Source organism: Aminobacterium thunnarium, from assembly GCF_055390565.1.
In genome coordinates this window covers 1,153,025-1,168,621 of the sequence record NZ_AP042412.1, presented here as the reverse complement: position 1 = coordinate 1,168,621, position 15,597 = coordinate 1,153,025, and the positions used below count along the sequence as shown (strand labels likewise).

Here is a 15,597-nt window from a genome sequence, read left to right as displayed (position 1 = left end):
AATGTATAAAGCTCAAATAACATTGACTGTTCCAATGGGAAAGCGGCTGATTGCGAAAGCAATCGCCGTTCTTCCTGATGTACAAAGAGCGTTTAAAGAAGGTCGGATTCTTTTAAAAGGGGGAACGACAGTTTCTGCAGTTGCTGAAGAGCTTGTTGGTTCTCCCTTGCGGATTAGCGGAAGAATTACACCTCGCGGAACGGTATCGTGCAATAAATCTCTCCCATCTTTTCCTCATAGTATTCTTATTTATAACGGACAAATTCAGAACGTTGACCAATGTCTATCACAAGTTGTCGCTGAAATGAACGCTTCCGATATAGCTATATGCGGGGCTAATCTTGTTGATGTGCACAAACAGGCAGCCATGATGGCAGGAGCACCTCTGGGAGGTGTCCCCGGGCAGGTGATTTCCACTTTGCGATCTGAAGGAGTTATTACTTATATTGCGGCTGGGCTTGAGAAGTTTGCTCCCTGTTTTCTTGATGAAGCCATACTTGAAAGCGGACGGAAAAAAATCAATACATCTATGGGCATGTCGGTAGGTCTTATCCCTGTTCCAGGTTGTGTCGTAAGTGAAATTGAAGCTTTTTCAATCCTTGCATCTGTGAAAGCATACATTATTGGCAGGGGGGGAATTAGTGGAGCAGAAGGGGCTACAACGTTTGTCATAAGTGGGGAAAAAGACGAGGTCAAAAAAATTATTAATATCATTTCTGTTTTGCCAGAAGTTCCTGAAAGTGGGAGTGATGGTTCCCTCGATGAATGTTTACATGGGGGCCCGGGGTGTAAAAGTCATCTGGGATGTTGGCACCGTGATCGTATATTGAAGAGGTGATACACATGAAACGAATTTTGGGAACCGTAACTATAGGCCAAGCTCCGCGAGTAGATATAATTCCAGATATCTTGCCTATTCTAGGGGAGAATCTAAATGTTGTTGAATCTGGTGCTTTAGATGGTTTGACGAAAGAAGATATTGCAAAAATGGCACCTCAAAAGGGAGATTACGTTCTTGTAACGAGAATGAAAGATGGAACTTCGGTTACAGTTGCAGAGCGTTATATCACACCTAGAGTTGAAGAGAAAATTCGAGACCACTTCCAACATAATATTCCTGTTGTTCTTCTCCTTTGTACCGGTGAATTCCCTTCTTTTGGTGAAGAGCGACTTTTGATTCGGCCTCAACGTATTCTTTACAATGTAGTACAGGCAGTGGCTGAAAATAGAAAATTAGGTGTCATTACTCCTTCTGAAGATCAGATAGCACAATCTAAAAAAAGGTGGGAAACTGTGTCAGGAAGAGTATCAGTTGTTGCTGCTTCTCCATATGCAGACTCTTTGCAACTTGATAATGCTATAGAGAAGCTACAAGAATATAATCCAGATATAGCTATTATGGATTGCATGGGCTATACAATAAAAATGCAGCAGAAAGTAAGAGACAGCCTTGGAAAACCTGTATTTCTAGCCCGAAGTGTTGTGGCCAGAGTGATTAAAGATATGTTTGGATAGGGGGCAAGGGTAAATGAATTTTGAGAAAATGATTAATGTGTCGAAGTGTCTTCTCACAGATAATATGGGACTTCGTCGAGAAGAAAAATTATTGATAATATGCGATAGCGAGACTGTAAATATTGCTAAAAGTCTTTTTGAGGCGGGGCAATTACTAGGAAGCGAATCTCTTCTGGTTCAAATTTCGCCTATGAAAAAAAATGGAGAGGAACCATCTGCACGTGTGCGTGAATTGATGTTAGCTTCAGATGTTGTCATTATTCCTACAAGTAAGTCTATGACTCATACCCACGCCAAAAAAGATGCATGTTCTGCTGGAGCTCGTGTTGCTACCATGCCTGGAATTACTGAGGATATGTATTTTAATGGGCCTATTACTGCAGATTATAAAGAAGTTGAAATTTTAACAAAAAAACTCACATCTCTTCTTGACAAGGCTAAAGAGGCTGAGATACGAAAAGACGGCTGTTCCCTTACGTTGTCTCTTGATGGGAGAAAAGGTATTCCGAGTACAGGTGTATATCGGGAAAAAGGGCAAGCTGGCAACTTACCATCTGGTGAAGCTTTTATTGCTCCCGTTGAGGGTAGCGCTTCAGGAGAAGTTGTTATCGACGGTTCATTTGCTGGAATTGGAGTCTTAAGTGCTCCTTTGAAACTTTTTTTTGAGAAAGGGCAGCTTGTCGATGCGAAGGGTCCTGAGCGTCAAAAACTCTTTGACCTTCTGGGAGATAATCCTTTGGCAAGAAATGTAGCTGAACTTGGAATAGGAACTAATAATAAAGCTCGAGTCACAGGGGTTATTCTCGAAGATGAAAAAATATATGGAACTGTACATATTGCCCTTGGCAGTAACGATACCTTTGGAGGAACAGTTGCGGCAGGAATCCATGTAGATGGAGTAATTACCAACCCTGAACTTTACATTGATGGAAAATGTATTCTTTCTGAAGGGAAAATCCATATTTAACTATATTCTTTTGTTTCAGAAGGCGGGAATTCAGTTTCCCGCCTTTTTTGTTAAAATAGATAAGTTAACGTCGACTTTAATAAAAAAAAGGAGGTAGGTTTGAATGGACGACGTTCCTAGTAGCAGTACATGTTTAAAATCTGCTGCGTTATTCAAACAGACCTCTACACGTCACTTTTTTTCAGAGGTCCGAGGTCTGTTTAGACACTGAAAAGGAGTGATATCCGATGAATATGTCATTAGGCCAAGCTCTGCAAACTTTTCTGCTGAGCAAAGATTTCTCTTTGATTAAGGATTTTTGTATCTCAAACCATCCTGCAGTTGTTGCCGACTTCTTATCCCCACTGAAGCCTCAAGAGATATGGTCAATTCTTTCCATTCTCAATCCTCAGAAGAGGGCAGAAGTCTTTTGCCAAATAGATGAAGATAGGCAAATTGCTTTAGCCAGTCAGTTGGCGAGACATGATCTAGCAGCTTTAGTTACAGATATGTCTTCTGATGATAGAGCTGATTTGTTTAGGCGCTTACCAGAAGCAACGCAAAAGATACTCTTACCAGCCCTTGCCCAGGCAGAGCGAGACGATATTAGACGTCTTGTTTCTTATGCAGAAGGCACATGTGGTTCTGTTATGACTTCCGACTACGCAACACTACCTGAGAATATAACAGTAGCTCAAGCTATTGAAGAACTACGCAGAGAAGCTCCAGATAGAGAAACTATTTATTATATTTATGTTTTAGGGGAGCAGCGTAAGTTATTGGGTTTTGTGTCGTTAAAAGACCTTATTGTTTCTTACTCTGCTCTCAACGTTGCTGATATTATGCATCGTGACCTTATCTTTGTAAAAGCAAATGATGACCAAGAAGAAGCAGCCAGAAAAATCGCTAAATATGATCTTCTTGCTTTGCCTGTTGTTGACGAAGCAGGTTCCTTAGTTGGAATTATTACACATGACGATGCCATTGATATTATTACTCAAGAACACACTGAAGATATGGAAAAACTTATGGCCATTGGTGGGCGACATGACGTAGGTACATATTTAAAGACATCTGCTTTTGAACACTTCAAAAATAGAGTTTTTTGGGTTGTTGGGCTAGCTGCGGTAGGACTTCTTTCTGGTATGGTTATTCACCGTTTTGAGGCGACCTTGGCTCATTTTATGATTTTAGCGTTGTATTTGCCAATGCTTACAGATAGCGGTGGAAATACTGGTAGCCAGGCTGCAACTGTAATAATACGGGCGTTGGCACTTCGCGAAATTAAAATAAAGGATATTTTTAAAGTTTTGCTAAAAGAGTTAAAAGTATCAGTTATGCTCGGTGTTATTTTGGGAGGACTTTCTTATGGAAAAGTTCTTTTCTTATCTAAAGATTTGATACTACCTGTAGGAATGACTCTTCCTATGATAGCTACGGCTATCGCTATGGCACTGATGATACAAGTTGTAACCTCTACATTGATAGGTGCTCTCTTGCCCATGGGGGCAGTTTTTCTGGGATTTGATCCCGCTATTGTTGCGAGCCCAGCATTAACAACAATAGTGGATATAACTGGTCTGTTGATCTATTTTAATATTACACGAATGATCTTAGGGCTATGAATAAATTTTAATAAAAAGGCATACAGAAAACCTATTTTATGTTAGAATAAGGCATATTCGAAAAAATTATATTAGGCCAAAACGATCTCCCCCCTTTTGGATTCCTTTTGGTCGTGGTATTTTAGAGGCTCTGTATGTGAGAGCCTCTTTTTGTTGTCATTTTACAGAATATTTAAATTTTACCCATTAAGTCGAATAGCGCTCTTATTTTCAATTTGCTATTGACTTACATTAGTTGCACTAGCATAATTGTTTATTGCAAAAAAGCCTGCCAACACCCAAAAAGTGTAGTATTTCCAATATTGAATAAGAATATGAATTTTTAGAGAAGCAAAATAATATGAAGGAGATGAAAGGATGAAAAAGGGAAAGTTTTTTAGTCTTACTGTAGTCGCGATTTTAGTCGCATTATTCTGTGTTGCTTCTGTTGGCTTGGCAGCAGAGAAAAAAGACACCTTGGTGGTAGCTAATATTTATGATGCAAAAACTCTTGATCCTCAAGCTACCAATGACGTTGCATCTTCTGGAGCTATGATGCAGATTTATGAAACACTTGTTGCGCTTGATGATGATAACAACGTTGTTCCTCAGCTTGCTGAAAAGTGGGAGAAACTTGATGACCTTACATACAAGTTTTATCTCCTGAAGGGTGTTAAATTCCATAATGGTGAAGAACTTAAGGCTAGCGATGTGAAATACACTATCGACCGTGCCATGTCTCCCAAGGGTGCCGCTATTCAGAACTATTCTGGAGAAGTCGAGAAGGTTGAAGTTCTTGATGATTATACATTGATTATCAAGACCAAGAAACCGTCCACCCCCTTCCTTGCCTCTCTGAGCCACACATGGGGCAGCATTATGAATGCTAAAGCAGTTGAAGAGGCTGGAGATAACTATGGTATGCATCCAATCGGAACCGGCCCCTTTAAGTTTTTAAGCTGGGCAAAAGGTGACCGTTTGACCCTTGAGCGTTTTGAAGACTTCCATGGTAAGAAACCTGCCTATAAAACCCTTGTTATGCGTTCTATTACAGAGCCCACAAGCCGTACAATCGAGCTTGAGAGCGGAGCTGTAGATATCGCTTATCAGATCACAACTAATGATATTAAGAGAGTTGAAGAGAACCCTAACCTCAAATTGATGAGAGTTATGGATAACTCCACATCATATCTTGGCTTTAACTGTGAAAAAGCTCCTTTCGATAACGTGAAAGTTCGCCAGGCTATCAACCTTGCTATTGATACAGTGGGTATTAACAAAGCTGTCTATCGTGGAATAGGACAGGCTCCAACTGGACCAATTGCTCCCAATGTAAAATACTTTGATAAATCACAGCCTGTACATGAGCAGGATATGGAGACAGCTAAAAAGCTTCTTGAAGAAGCTGGCTACAAAGATGGATTCAAAGCTCAGATCTGGACAAATGACAAGAAAGAAAGAGTTGACATGGCTACCATCATTCAGAGTCAGCTTTCTGAGATTGGCATTGATGTTGAGATTAAAGTTCTTGAGTGGGGAGCTTATCTCGATGGTTTGAAGGCCAAACAGCATGATATGTTCATCGTTGGCTGGGTTTCTACAGTTCCAGATCCTGAATTTGCCGTTGGTGGCGTTTTCCACTCTTCCATGAAAGGTAAAATGAACTTCTCTTTCTTTGGAGATCCTAAAGTTGACGAACTTATTGAAAAAGGTAAAACTCTTCCTGATGGTGCAGATCGTGAAGCTGTGTATGTTGAATTGCAGAAAGAGCTTAATGAAAAACGCCCCTGGGTTTACCTTCTCAATGATGAGCAGATCTGTGGAATGCAGAAAAATGTAAAAGGATTCAGACCCAGTCCCAGAGGATATCACGAGCTTTACAACGTCTATTTTGAAGACTAAAAGTTCATGGTGGTAGTGCCTCGTTATTGTTATTTCTTAAGTTTTTGAGTTTAAATTAATGGTTGCAGGAGCTGAAATGTTCCTGCAACCATCGTGTTTCAGGAGGAAAACGGATGCTCAAGTATATTTTTAAGCGAATTATATCTCTTATCCCTGTTCTTATAGGAGTCGCTTTCATCGTCTTCTCTCTGCTTTATTTCACGCCTGGTGATCCGGCCAGAATGGTTCTTGGTGATATGGCTACAGAAGAAGCTCTTCAGGCGTTTAGAGAGACAGAAGGGCTAAATGACCCCTTTATTGTTCAATTTGGCAGATATCTGTATAAAGCGACTACTCAAGCAGATATTGGCCGTTCATATGTGACCAAAAGACCTGTAACAAACGAAATAATGACAGTTTTCCCAGCTACATTGAAACTTGCTGCCTTTTCTATGTTTCTTGCAGTTATTTTTGGCATTCCCTTCGGAATAATTTCTGCTATAAAACAATACTCGTGGTTTGATTCGATAACTATGATATTTGCCATGATTGGAATATCCATGCCTGTCTTCTGGTTAGGTGTTTTGCTTATACTTTTCTTCTCAGTTCGGCTTAATTGGTTGCCATCGTCAGGATTTGGAACTTTTAGTGCCATGATCCTGCCTTCTATTTCATTGGCTGCACAAGGAGTAGCAATTGTTACTCGTATGACACGTTCGACGATGCTAGAGGTTATACGACAGGATTATATTCGTACCGTACGAGCAAAGGGCCAAAAAGAATCACTGGTCATTTGGCGTCATGCTTTGCCGAATGCCTTGATTCCTGTTATCACAATCGCTGGTATTCAGTTTGGTCAGCTTTTAGGCGGAGCTGTTTTGACAGAATCAATATTCTCTATTCCTGGAGTTGGGCGTTTGATGGTAGAAGCTATTAAAATGAGAGACTTCCCAGTTGTGCAAGGTGGAGTTTTGTACATTGCCGTAGCTTTTAGTTTGGTCAACCTCCTTGTGGATTTGATTTATGCATGGATCGACCCGCGCATAAAAGCTCAGTACAGATAATCGGAGGGTACACGATGAGTCAGATGAAAAAGAGAAAAATGGGGAACTTCGGAGAAATTATGCGTCGTTTAAAGAAGAACCGTCTTGCCATGTTTGGTTTAACAATAGTTGTTCTTCTCTTTATTACGGCGCTCTTTGCTGATTTTATTGCTCCATACAGCTATGCAAAGCAGCATTTAAGCGATGCCTTCCAAGCTCCCAACAGTAAATATATTTTAGGAACAGATGAGTTTGGTCGTGATATTTTCAGCCGCATTGTCTATGGATCTCGAATTTCCTTACAGGTAGGATTTATAGCAGTTGGATTGGCTGTTGTCGTTGGTGGCTTCTTGGGAGCAGTATCCGGCTTTTATGGTGGAAAAATTGATAACCTTATTATGCGGGCAATGGATATATTGCTTTCCATTCCTCAAATTCTATTGGCCATTGCTATAGCGGCATCTTTAGGGCCTGGACTTTTCAACCTTATGATTGCCGTAGGTATTTCCTCGATTCCGAGCTATGCTCGAATTGTGCGCAGCGCTGTTTTGTCAATTCGCAACCAGGAGTTTGTTGAAGCAGCTAAAGCGATGGGATCAAGTGATTTTAGAATTATTATGAAGCATATCCTGCCCAATAGTATGGCACCCATTATTGTTCAGGCAACTTTAGGAGTAGCCTTTGCCATTTTAACGGCAGCTGGTTTAAGCTTCATCGGGTTAGGAATTCAGCCTCCCATGCCAGAGTGGGGAGCCATGCTTTCGGGAGGACGAGGTTATATTCGTGATTATCCATATATGACCCTTTTCCCTGGTTTGGCGATTATGATTACCATTCTTGCTTTGAATTTCCTTGGTGACGGTCTTCGCGATGCCTTAGATCCGAAATTAAAGCGTTAGAGTAAGAGAGGGACGTTTTATGACAGAAAAAAAAGATTTTTTACTGGATATACAGAATCTTACAGTTCATTATGAAACTGATAGCGGTGTCGTTCATGCAGTTGAAGGATTGAATCTTCAGCTTGGACATGGTGAGTCATTGGGTTTTGTCGGCGAAACAGGAGCAGGAAAAACTACAACCGCTTTAGCGATTATGCAGCTTATTCCAAATCCCCCCGGAAAAATTCTTAATGGCAACATCATTTTTGATGGCCAGAATTTAAATACATTGAATGAAGAAGAGAAACGCCACATTCGAGGTGGCAAAATAGCAATGATTTTCCAGGATCCCATGACATCTCTTAACCCTGTCATCCCTGTTGGAGAACAGATTGCTGAAATGATTGAATTGCACCAGAACGTAACAAAAGATGAAGCTTTTAAAAAAGCAGTTCAAATGTTAGAACTTGTGGGAATCAGGCCGGAACGTGCGAAAGATTTTCCCCACCAATTCAGTGGAGGAATGCGTCAGAGAGTGGTTATCGCTATTGCTCTAGCATGTGATCCCACCCTTCTTATAGCTGATGAACCGACAACAGCTCTAGATGTTACTATACAGGCTCAGGTTTTGGAACTAATGAAGGAGCTTAAGAAAGAATTCAACACTTCCATGATCATGATTACCCATGATTTAGGAGTTGTGGCTGAGATTTGCGATAAAGTAGCCATTATGTATGCAGGAAGTGTCGTGGAGTATGCTGATACGCGTGTTCTTTATACGAATCCGCTGCACCCATATACCAATGGCCTTTTTAACTCTATTCCTGATCTTGATGAAGATGAGGAAGAATTGAAGGTTATTCAGGGACTAATGCCAGACCCAACGAACTTGCCTTCTGGGTGTACATTCCATCCTCGATGCCCTCTGGCTCAACCTGAGTGTTCACAAAAGAAGCCAGAAATGATCGAGATTGAGCCTGGACATTTTGTAGCGTGCCCCGTTTGTTGCAACGCTTTTGTGAAGAAGGGGTAGGAGGAAACAAGATGAATGGAAGCAGAGAAAAATTAATTGAAGTCAATCACTTGAAAAAGTATTTCCCAACAAAGAAAGGGATGCTTCACGCAGTAGACGATGTGTCGTTTTTTGTTTACGAGGGGGAGACTCTTGGATTAGTTGGGGAATCTGGATGCGGTAAATCAACATTGGGACGCGTTATGATCCGCCTTCTTGACGCTACTGATGGAGAAGTTATCTATAGAGGGGAAAATATTTTAAAGTACAACAAGAGACAGATGAAAGATCTGCGAAAAGATGTTCAGATTGTTTTCCAAGATCCATATTCATCTCTTAACCCTCGTCTTTCTGTATCAGAACTCATTGCTGAACCGTTGATCGTTAATAACGTGTATAACGGATCAAAGGCAGAGCGTGATGCTCGTATTCGCACTCTCATGGATACGGTAGGTCTGGCACAACGCCTTGTTCATGCCTACCCTCATGAGCTTGATGGTGGTAGACGTCAGCGAATTGGTATAGCACGTTCTTTGGCGTTGGATCCAGATTTCATAGTTCTCGATGAACCTGTTTCGGCCCTTGATGTATGTATTCAGGCTCAGATTTTGAATCTGTTGAATACCCTTAAAAAGGAAAAAGGATTTACCTATATTTTCATTGCTCACAACCTCAGCGTTGTAAAGCACGTTTCTGACCGTATAGCTGTTATGTATTTAGGAAAGATCGTAGAGCTTTCAGATTATCGCACTGTATTTGCTGATCCTCTTCATCCTTATACGCAAGCTCTTCTTTCCGCTATACCTATTCCGAAGGTGGATCAACAGAGAGATCGAATTATTCTCGAAGGAGATGTTCCAAGTCCTATCGAGCCGCCTGAAGGATGCCGTTTTGCTGGTCGTTGCCGTTATAGGAAAGATATTTGTTCTCAAAAAACACCGGAGCTTCGGGAAATAGAAAAAGGACATTTTATAGCTTGCCATTTTGCCCGAAACCTTTCGATGTAGTTTATACGGAGGTGTTTCATGTTGCGTATTGATATGGAGTATGTAAATTCACTTATGCTTGAGCTTTTGTCCATTCCTTCTGTAGGTGGAGATTGTGAAGAGGCAATGGCAAGAGTGGAAGAGGAATTCAATCGTTTTAATATTTCTGTAAGCCGTACAAATAAAGGCGCACTCATAGGAACAATGAAAGGAACAGATGACGATCACCATGTTCTTATTGCGTCTCATGTAGATACCCTTGGAGCTATTGTGCGTGAAATAAAAAGTAACGGACGCCTTAAAATGCTTCAGATAGGTGGCTTTGCCTGGAATTCAGTGGAAGGCGAAAATGTTCTTGTCAGAACAATGGATGGAACAGAATATTCTGGTTCCATTCTTCCTTATAAAGCTTCAATACACGGTTTTTCAGACGAAGTACGTGATATGAAACGTGATGACGACTCGATGGAACTTCGTCTTGATGAGCTTGTGAAGACAAAAGAAGACGTTTTGAATTTAGGAATTCATGTTGGTGACCTTATCTTCTTCCAGCCACGAGCGGTTATTACCCCTTCTGGTTTTGTAAAATCTCGCCATTTAGACGATAAAGCGTGTGTTGCCCTCATGTTCGGAGCTATCAAATCCCTTTGCGATGAGGGAAAAATGCCATCTCGCACCACTCATTTTTACGTTACCAATTACGAAGAGATGGGACATGGAATTTCGCGTATTCCTGAGAAAGTTACAGAATTCGCAGCTCTGGATATAGGAATAGTTACAGAAGCATCTGCTTCAGAAGAGACAGCTGTAACTATTTTGGCCAAAGATAGCCGCACTCCCTATGATCTGTCGTTCAGAAAGCGCCTTGTCGCTTTAGCTGAAAAATATGGAATCGACTATAGAGTGGATGTTCACTATCGTTATGGAAGTGACGCGAGTATTGCAGCCATAGCCGGATTCGACGTTAACTTTGCTTGTTTCGGCCCTGGTGTTGATGCAACACATCATTATGAACGTACTCACGTAAAGGCGATAGAAGAGACTGCCAAACTTCTTACTGCTTACATAAGCGATTAATTACCAAAAAACGATATTGGATATTAATGGAGGATTGAAAATATGTCTTCAGTTGTTGAGCGTTTTTTACATTACGTATCCTTCGATACCCGGGCGATAGAAGAATCAGGTAACGTTCCCAGTTCTGAGGGGCAGTTTGATCTCGCCAATGCCGTTGCAGAAGAAATGAAAGCACTTGGCATGGTTGATATCTCTGTTGATGAACATGCTTACGTTATGGGAACTCTCCCTGCAAATACAAAGAAGGCAAACGTTCCTTCTGTTGGGTTTATTGCTCACCTTGATACCTCTACAGAAGTAACAGGTGCAAATGTTAAGCCCAGAATAGTAAAAAATTATGATGGGGAAGATATTGTCCTTAATGAAGAACTTAATGTTGTTCTTTCTACGAAAGATTTCCCTGAATTGAAAAATTACAAGGGAGAAGATCTTATTGTTACCGATGGAACCACTCTTCTTGGTGTAGATGACAAGGGGGGCATGGCTCAGATTATGGCAGCAGTAGAGTATTTTACAACTCATCCAGAAATTGAGCATGGTCCGATTAAAGTTTGTTTTACTCCAGACGAAGAGATTGGTCATCAGGCTGTGTTACTTGACCTTAACGCTTTTGGCGCAGATTTCGCTTATACAGTCGATGGGGGACCTGTCGGGGAGCTTAACTTCGAGACATTCAATGCCGCGAAGGCTGTTATAACGATTCATGGACGTAATGTCCACCCAGGAACGGCTAAAAACAAAATGGTTAACGCTGCTCTCATCGGGACTGAATTTGCTGCTATGCTTCCCACAGAAGAAACTCCTGAGAAGACAGAGGGATATGAAGGCTTTTATCATCTTATTTCCTTCAGCGGTGATGTCGAAAAGGCCGAATTACAGTACATTATTAGAGATCATGATTGGGATAAGTTCCAAAATCGTAAAGCTTTTGTCGAAAAAGCTGCACAGAAACTACAGGAGAAATATGGTTCTCACGTTTTAGAGTGTGTTCTTTCAGATCAATATTACAACATGGCTGATAATATTAAAGAAGCCATGCATATTGTTGAAACTGCTCAGCAAGCGATGAAAAATGTTGGTATAGAGCCGATTATTGTTCCTGTACGTGGTGGCACTGATGGCTCAAGCCTTTCTCACCGTGGTCTCTTGACTCCGAACCTTTTTACTGGCGGTCATAATTATCACGGACGTTTTGAATATGTTCCTGTTTTTGCCCTTGAAAAGGGAGTCGAAGTGATTGTTAATATTCTAAAACTTTACGCGGAGTAGTTGGGCAACGAAAGAGTGTAATATACAATAACAAAACAACAAAACAACAAAACAACAAAAGGGAAGCTTTTACTTACAAAAAAGCTTCCCTTTTTATTACAATTGTTGATACTCAAATACGTGAAGATTCGACAATAAGTTTTTGGAATAAAGGAAGCATGGTATCTGAAGAAGAAAGCATCATTTCCGGATGCCACTGCACTCCAACAACGAATGGGTTGTTTTCTTTTTCTATAGCTTCAACAATTCCATCAGCTGCACAGGCTGTGACTTTAAATCCTTTTGCGCATTGTTTTATACTTTGATGATGGTAGCTGTTAACAGGAATTTTTTGTGAAAACAGAGATGAAAGTATAGACTCAGATTCAATATTGATTGTATGTGTAGCATTTCCTCTGAGTGCTTTTTGAGAGTGTTTGACAAAAAAATTCGGGTCAGAAGCTATGTCCTGATATAAATTCCCTCCAAAAGCCACGTTGAGAAGTTGTGCCCCCTTGCATATTCCCAAGAAAGGTTTACCTGCATCTACGGCGGCTTTCACAGAGGCCAACTGGGAGCGATCAATAGACGTGCAGATAAATTCAAGTTTATTATGTGGTTCCTCACCATAAAGAAGTGGATCAATATCATATCCGCCCGAGGCAAGCACCCCATCTACAGTAAGTGGAAGTTCCTTCGCCAATTCGAGATTGTCTACCACAGGCAAAATAAGAGGAATGCCGCCTGCTTTTTCTACAGCACGAATATAATCTGTATTGACATAGCTTCGTTCTAATCCATACATGCTGTCGTTCTTATCAAAAAGGATATTACCTATTATTCCTATAACGGGTTTTTTCATTGTCGTATTCCTTCCTTTTGTGAAAGAGCCTGTATCGTATTGAAGAGAAGAGTTACTCCAATAGGTAAAGAGGCTTCATCAATATCAAAGTATTCATTGTGATGTCCTGCCGTTAGTGTAGAGCCTACAATAATATAGGTAGCTTCTCCGCCATGATCTTGAACTCTTTTCATCATCCACGTAGCATCGTCACTTCCACCAGAAGGAGTATTTCTCTCTATTTCTTTGATTCCTTTTATCTTAGAAGCTTCAGAGACTATAAGATCTACAAGATCATCACTGCTGCGAGTGGTTGTAGCTGCGCCGGTTTCCTTAATACTACTCGTAATGCCGTACATTGTAGCAGCTCCATCGATGATCTCACAGGCTCTTTTATAAACATATGATGCTATCTCTTCTGTTTCTCCGCGAGTTTCTACCTTCATGATAGCTTTGGGAGGAATAACATTTCTTCCTTCTCCTGCCTGGAGAACACCAACATTAACACGTGTCATGCCTTTTGAATGAGGAGCAATTGCATGAAGATTTAGCGCTGCGGAACAGGCGGCTAGAAGTGCATTTTTACCATTTTGCGGAGCGGCTCCGGCATGGGACGAAACTCCGGTGAATTGAACGTCAAATTTCGTTGTGCAGAGAAAACCATAGGCACCGGCAGTTATTTTCCCCGTAGGATTGGGCATCCCAAGATGAACAGCTATAAAGTAGTCGCTGTCATCAAGAATCCCCTTATCAGTAATGGCTTTAGCACCTCTGACTCCCTCTTCTGCTGGCTGAAAAATAAGCTTTATTTTGCCAGTAAGGGTTTCTTTGTGTTCCATAAGAAGCTCTGCAAGTCCGAGTCCCATGGCGGTATGACCATCATGCCCACAGGAGTGCATTGCTCCAGGATTAACAGATGCGAAGCCTTCTTTTACAGGGCGGTGTTTAGGATCTTTTGTTTCAGAAACGTCTACTGCATCAAAATCGAAGCGGAGTGATGTTGTTGGACCTGAACGTTTCGTATCGAGAATAGCGACTACCCCGGGATGACGATCCATTTTTTCGATCCACTTTTTTATCGCACCTTGTTCTATAGCACGTTCGATGTGTTTGTCTATTTCTTTTTCTTCTGGTCGACCCATTACAGATGCAAATTCGAATATTGATGATCCAAATAAAAGATCTTTATAGCCTAGTTTGTCGAGGTATTCTGCTACGAGAGAGGCCGTTCTGAACTCCGTCCAGGCCGTTTCAGCATATTTATGAAAATCACGGCGATACGCAATAATTTTCTCAGTAAGTGTTTGAGAAATCATTTTTGAACCTCCATAAGTTTGAAAGCGGCGAGAACAAGATATCTGACGCCATAGGGCAATGCTGCTTCATCGGGTAAAAACTGGTTGTTATGAAGCTTAGGCATTTCCTCCAGAGGGACATCAGTAGGACGGCAACCAATCCAGGCAAAGGCTGAAGGAACCTTTTCGCTGAAGAAAGCAAAATCTTCTCCCCCTAAGTCAGGCATCGCTATTTCTATAAGATTCTCTTCTCCTACAAGTTCGAGAATAGCTTGGCGAGCAATATCTGCAACGAAAGTATTGTTTTGAAGTGAAGGGTAACCAAATTTGTAGTCGACAGTAGCTTCGGCACCGATTCCTTGAGCTGCTCCACTAACGGCACGTTCAATCCAAGCTGGCATTTGCTTTCGTGTCTCAGGGTTGAATGTGCGCACTGTCCCATCCAGTTTAACATCCTCAGGAATAATGTTATATCGAGTTCCGCCGTGTATTGTGCCTATAGTGATGACAGCTTGATCAAGAGGACTAACATTTCTGGAAATAATGGCTTGTAAGGCGTTGATAACCTGAGCTGATGCAACTATGGCATCGACTCCGAACTGGGGAGTAGAGGCATGCGCAGATTTACCCTTGAGGTTGATATTCAGTCTGTCAGAAGCTGCTGACATGGCTCCATTCCTTATGCCTACTTGTCCTGTAGTCAGTGTCGGCCATACGTGTACGCCAAGCATATAATCAACTTTAGGATTTTCAAGTACTCCGTCGCGAATCATTCCCGGAGCGCCCCCGGTTGGGCTATTTTCTTCGGCTGGTTGGAAAACAAATTTTATCGTTCCTTTAATATCTTTTCGTAACTCTGAAAGAACGTGTGCTGCACCAAGCAACATAGCTGTATGTGAGTCGTGACCACATGCATGCATTACCCCCATGTTCTGTGATGCAAAAGGAACATCTGTTTTTTCCTCTATGGAAAGAGCGTCCATGTCAGCCCGAAGGGCTATAACAGGGCCACTTTCATTGCCATGCAGTATCCCGACTACACCAGTTGTTCCGATTTCTGTTTGTACATCAAGATTGAGAGATTTTAGAATGGAAGCGACCTTTTGAGCTGTCTTGAATTCCTGGTTGCTTAATTCAGGATGGGCGTGAATCTCTTTCCAGTAACTAAGATATGTTTCCCTAAAGCGTTTTTCCAACTGTTGGATATATTCAAGCATACAAAAACCTCCTCATTTTTGCATGATAGAGAAAAGGTTACCTAATAGAGCTTA

At 41.3% G+C, this 15,597-nt stretch carries 14 protein-coding genes; 11 read left to right on the top strand and 3 right to left on the bottom strand.

Annotation, left to right across the window (positions count from 1 at the left end):
* The first annotated feature begins 1 nt into the window (after position 1).
* From ACZ5GY_RS05770 to pepT, 11 genes are all read left to right on the top strand, one after another.
* Positions 2-838, top strand: a complete 837-nt coding sequence (locus tag ACZ5GY_RS05770) for a hypothetical protein (RefSeq protein ID WP_213695893.1) — start codon at positions 2-4, stop codon at positions 836-838.
* A 5-nt stretch (positions 839-843) separates the two neighbouring features.
* Positions 844-1,515 carry an AroM family protein gene (locus tag ACZ5GY_RS05765; protein WP_213695894.1) on the top strand — a complete coding sequence of 224 codons (672 nt, stop codon included), beginning with the start codon at positions 844-846 and terminating at the stop codon, positions 1,513-1,515.
* Positions 1,516-1,528: 13 nt separating this feature from the next.
* Positions 1,529-2,482, top strand: a complete 954-nt coding sequence (locus tag ACZ5GY_RS05760; RefSeq protein ID WP_464112095.1) for an aminopeptidase — start codon at positions 1,529-1,531, stop codon at positions 2,480-2,482.
* Positions 2,483-2,709: 227 nt separating this feature from the next.
* Positions 2,710-4,086 carry a magnesium transporter gene (gene mgtE, locus ACZ5GY_RS05755; RefSeq protein WP_213695896.1) on the top strand — a complete coding sequence of 459 codons (1,377 nt, stop codon included), beginning with the start codon at positions 2,710-2,712 and terminating at the stop codon, positions 4,084-4,086.
* A 357-nt stretch (positions 4,087-4,443) separates the two neighbouring features.
* Positions 4,444-5,967: an ABC transporter substrate-binding protein gene (locus ACZ5GY_RS05750; protein WP_213690420.1), complete on the top strand. Its 1,524-nt coding sequence runs from the start codon at positions 4,444-4,446 to the stop codon at positions 5,965-5,967.
* A gap of 113 nt (positions 5,968-6,080) precedes the next feature.
* Positions 6,081-7,010: a nickel ABC transporter permease gene (nikB, locus tag ACZ5GY_RS05745; RefSeq protein WP_213695898.1), complete on the top strand. Its 930-nt coding sequence runs from the start codon at positions 6,081-6,083 to the stop codon at positions 7,008-7,010.
* Positions 7,011-7,024: 14 nt separating this feature from the next.
* Positions 7,025-7,888, top strand: coding sequence for a nickel transporter permease (nikC, locus tag ACZ5GY_RS05740; RefSeq protein WP_213690418.1), 864 nt, complete (start codon positions 7,025-7,027; stop codon positions 7,886-7,888).
* Positions 7,889-7,907: 19 nt separating this feature from the next.
* Complete coding sequence (locus tag ACZ5GY_RS05735; protein WP_213695899.1) at positions 7,908-8,900, top strand: ABC transporter ATP-binding protein; 993 nt, start codon at positions 7,908-7,910, stop codon at positions 8,898-8,900.
* An 11-nt stretch (positions 8,901-8,911) separates the two neighbouring features.
* Positions 8,912-9,886 (top strand): ABC transporter ATP-binding protein, encoded by a 975-nt coding sequence (locus ACZ5GY_RS05730; protein ID WP_213690416.1) that lies wholly within the window; start codon positions 8,912-8,914, stop codon positions 9,884-9,886.
* 18 nt (positions 9,887-9,904) lie between these two features.
* Positions 9,905-10,942 carry a M42 family metallopeptidase gene (locus tag ACZ5GY_RS05725; RefSeq protein ID WP_323402017.1) on the top strand — a complete coding sequence of 346 codons (1,038 nt, stop codon included), beginning with the start codon at positions 9,905-9,907 and terminating at the stop codon, positions 10,940-10,942.
* A gap of 42 nt (positions 10,943-10,984) precedes the next feature.
* Positions 10,985-12,211 (top strand): peptidase T, encoded by a 1,227-nt coding sequence (gene pepT, locus ACZ5GY_RS05720; protein WP_464112094.1) that lies wholly within the window; start codon positions 10,985-10,987, stop codon positions 12,209-12,211.
* Between the two features lie 112 nt (positions 12,212-12,323).
* Here the strand turns inward: pepT and ACZ5GY_RS05715 are convergent, their stop codons facing one another.
* The 3 genes from ACZ5GY_RS05715 to ACZ5GY_RS05705 are packed head-to-tail and all read right to left on the bottom strand — an operon-like array spanning position 12,324 to position 15,543.
* Positions 12,324-13,052: a gamma-glutamyl-gamma-aminobutyrate hydrolase family protein gene (locus ACZ5GY_RS05715; RefSeq protein ID WP_213691451.1), complete on the bottom strand. Its 729-nt coding sequence runs from the start codon at positions 13,050-13,052 to the stop codon at positions 12,324-12,326.
* Positions 13,049-14,347, bottom strand: coding sequence for an amidohydrolase (locus tag ACZ5GY_RS05710; protein ID WP_213695900.1), 1,299 nt, complete (start codon positions 14,345-14,347; stop codon positions 13,049-13,051). The genes ACZ5GY_RS05715 and ACZ5GY_RS05710 overlap by 4 nt, the downstream gene beginning before the upstream one ends.
* Entirely contained in the window at positions 14,344-15,543 is a 1,200-nt protein-coding gene (locus ACZ5GY_RS05705) for a M20 metallopeptidase family protein (protein ID WP_213691453.1), read from the bottom strand. The genes ACZ5GY_RS05710 and ACZ5GY_RS05705 overlap by 4 nt, the downstream gene beginning before the upstream one ends.
* Positions 15,544-15,597: the final 54 nt, after the last annotated feature.

What these genes read in the sequence shown, in the direction of transcription:
- ACZ5GY_RS05735 (WP_213695899.1), top strand. Translation starts at nt 7,908, where the DNA reads ATGACAGAAAAAAAAGATTTTTTACTGGATATACAGAATCTTACAGTT.
- ACZ5GY_RS05725 (WP_323402017.1), top strand. Translation starts at nt 9,905, where the DNA reads ATGTTGCGTATTGATATGGAGTATGTAAATTCACTTATGCTTGAGCTT.
- mgtE (WP_213695896.1), top strand. Translation starts at nt 2,710, where the DNA reads ATGAATATGTCATTAGGCCAAGCTCTGCAAACTTTTCTGCTGAGCAAA.
- ACZ5GY_RS05770 (WP_213695893.1), top strand. Translation starts at nt 2, where the DNA reads ATGTATAAAGCTCAAATAACATTGACTGTTCCAATGGGAAAGCGGCTG.
- ACZ5GY_RS05750 (WP_213690420.1), top strand. Translation starts at nt 4,444, where the DNA reads ATGAAAAAGGGAAAGTTTTTTAGTCTTACTGTAGTCGCGATTTTAGTC.
- nikB (WP_213695898.1), top strand. Translation starts at nt 6,081, where the DNA reads ATGCTCAAGTATATTTTTAAGCGAATTATATCTCTTATCCCTGTTCTT.
- nikC (WP_213690418.1), top strand. Translation starts at nt 7,025, where the DNA reads ATGAGTCAGATGAAAAAGAGAAAAATGGGGAACTTCGGAGAAATTATG.
- pepT (WP_464112094.1), top strand. Translation starts at nt 10,985, where the DNA reads ATGTCTTCAGTTGTTGAGCGTTTTTTACATTACGTATCCTTCGATACC.
- ACZ5GY_RS05760 (WP_464112095.1), top strand. Translation starts at nt 1,529, where the DNA reads ATGAATTTTGAGAAAATGATTAATGTGTCGAAGTGTCTTCTCACAGAT.
- ACZ5GY_RS05765 (WP_213695894.1), top strand. Translation starts at nt 844, where the DNA reads ATGAAACGAATTTTGGGAACCGTAACTATAGGCCAAGCTCCGCGAGTA.
- ACZ5GY_RS05710 (WP_213695900.1), bottom strand. Translation starts at nt 14,347, where the DNA reads ATGATTTCTCAAACACTTACTGAGAAAATTATTGCGTATCGCCGTGAT.
- ACZ5GY_RS05715 (WP_213691451.1), bottom strand. Translation starts at nt 13,052, where the DNA reads ATGAAAAAACCCGTTATAGGAATAATAGGTAATATCCTTTTTGATAAG.
- ACZ5GY_RS05730 (WP_213690416.1), top strand. Translation starts at nt 8,912, where the DNA reads ATGAATGGAAGCAGAGAAAAATTAATTGAAGTCAATCACTTGAAAAAG.
- ACZ5GY_RS05705 (WP_213691453.1), bottom strand. Translation starts at nt 15,543, where the DNA reads ATGCTTGAATATATCCAACAGTTGGAAAAACGCTTTAGGGAAACATAT.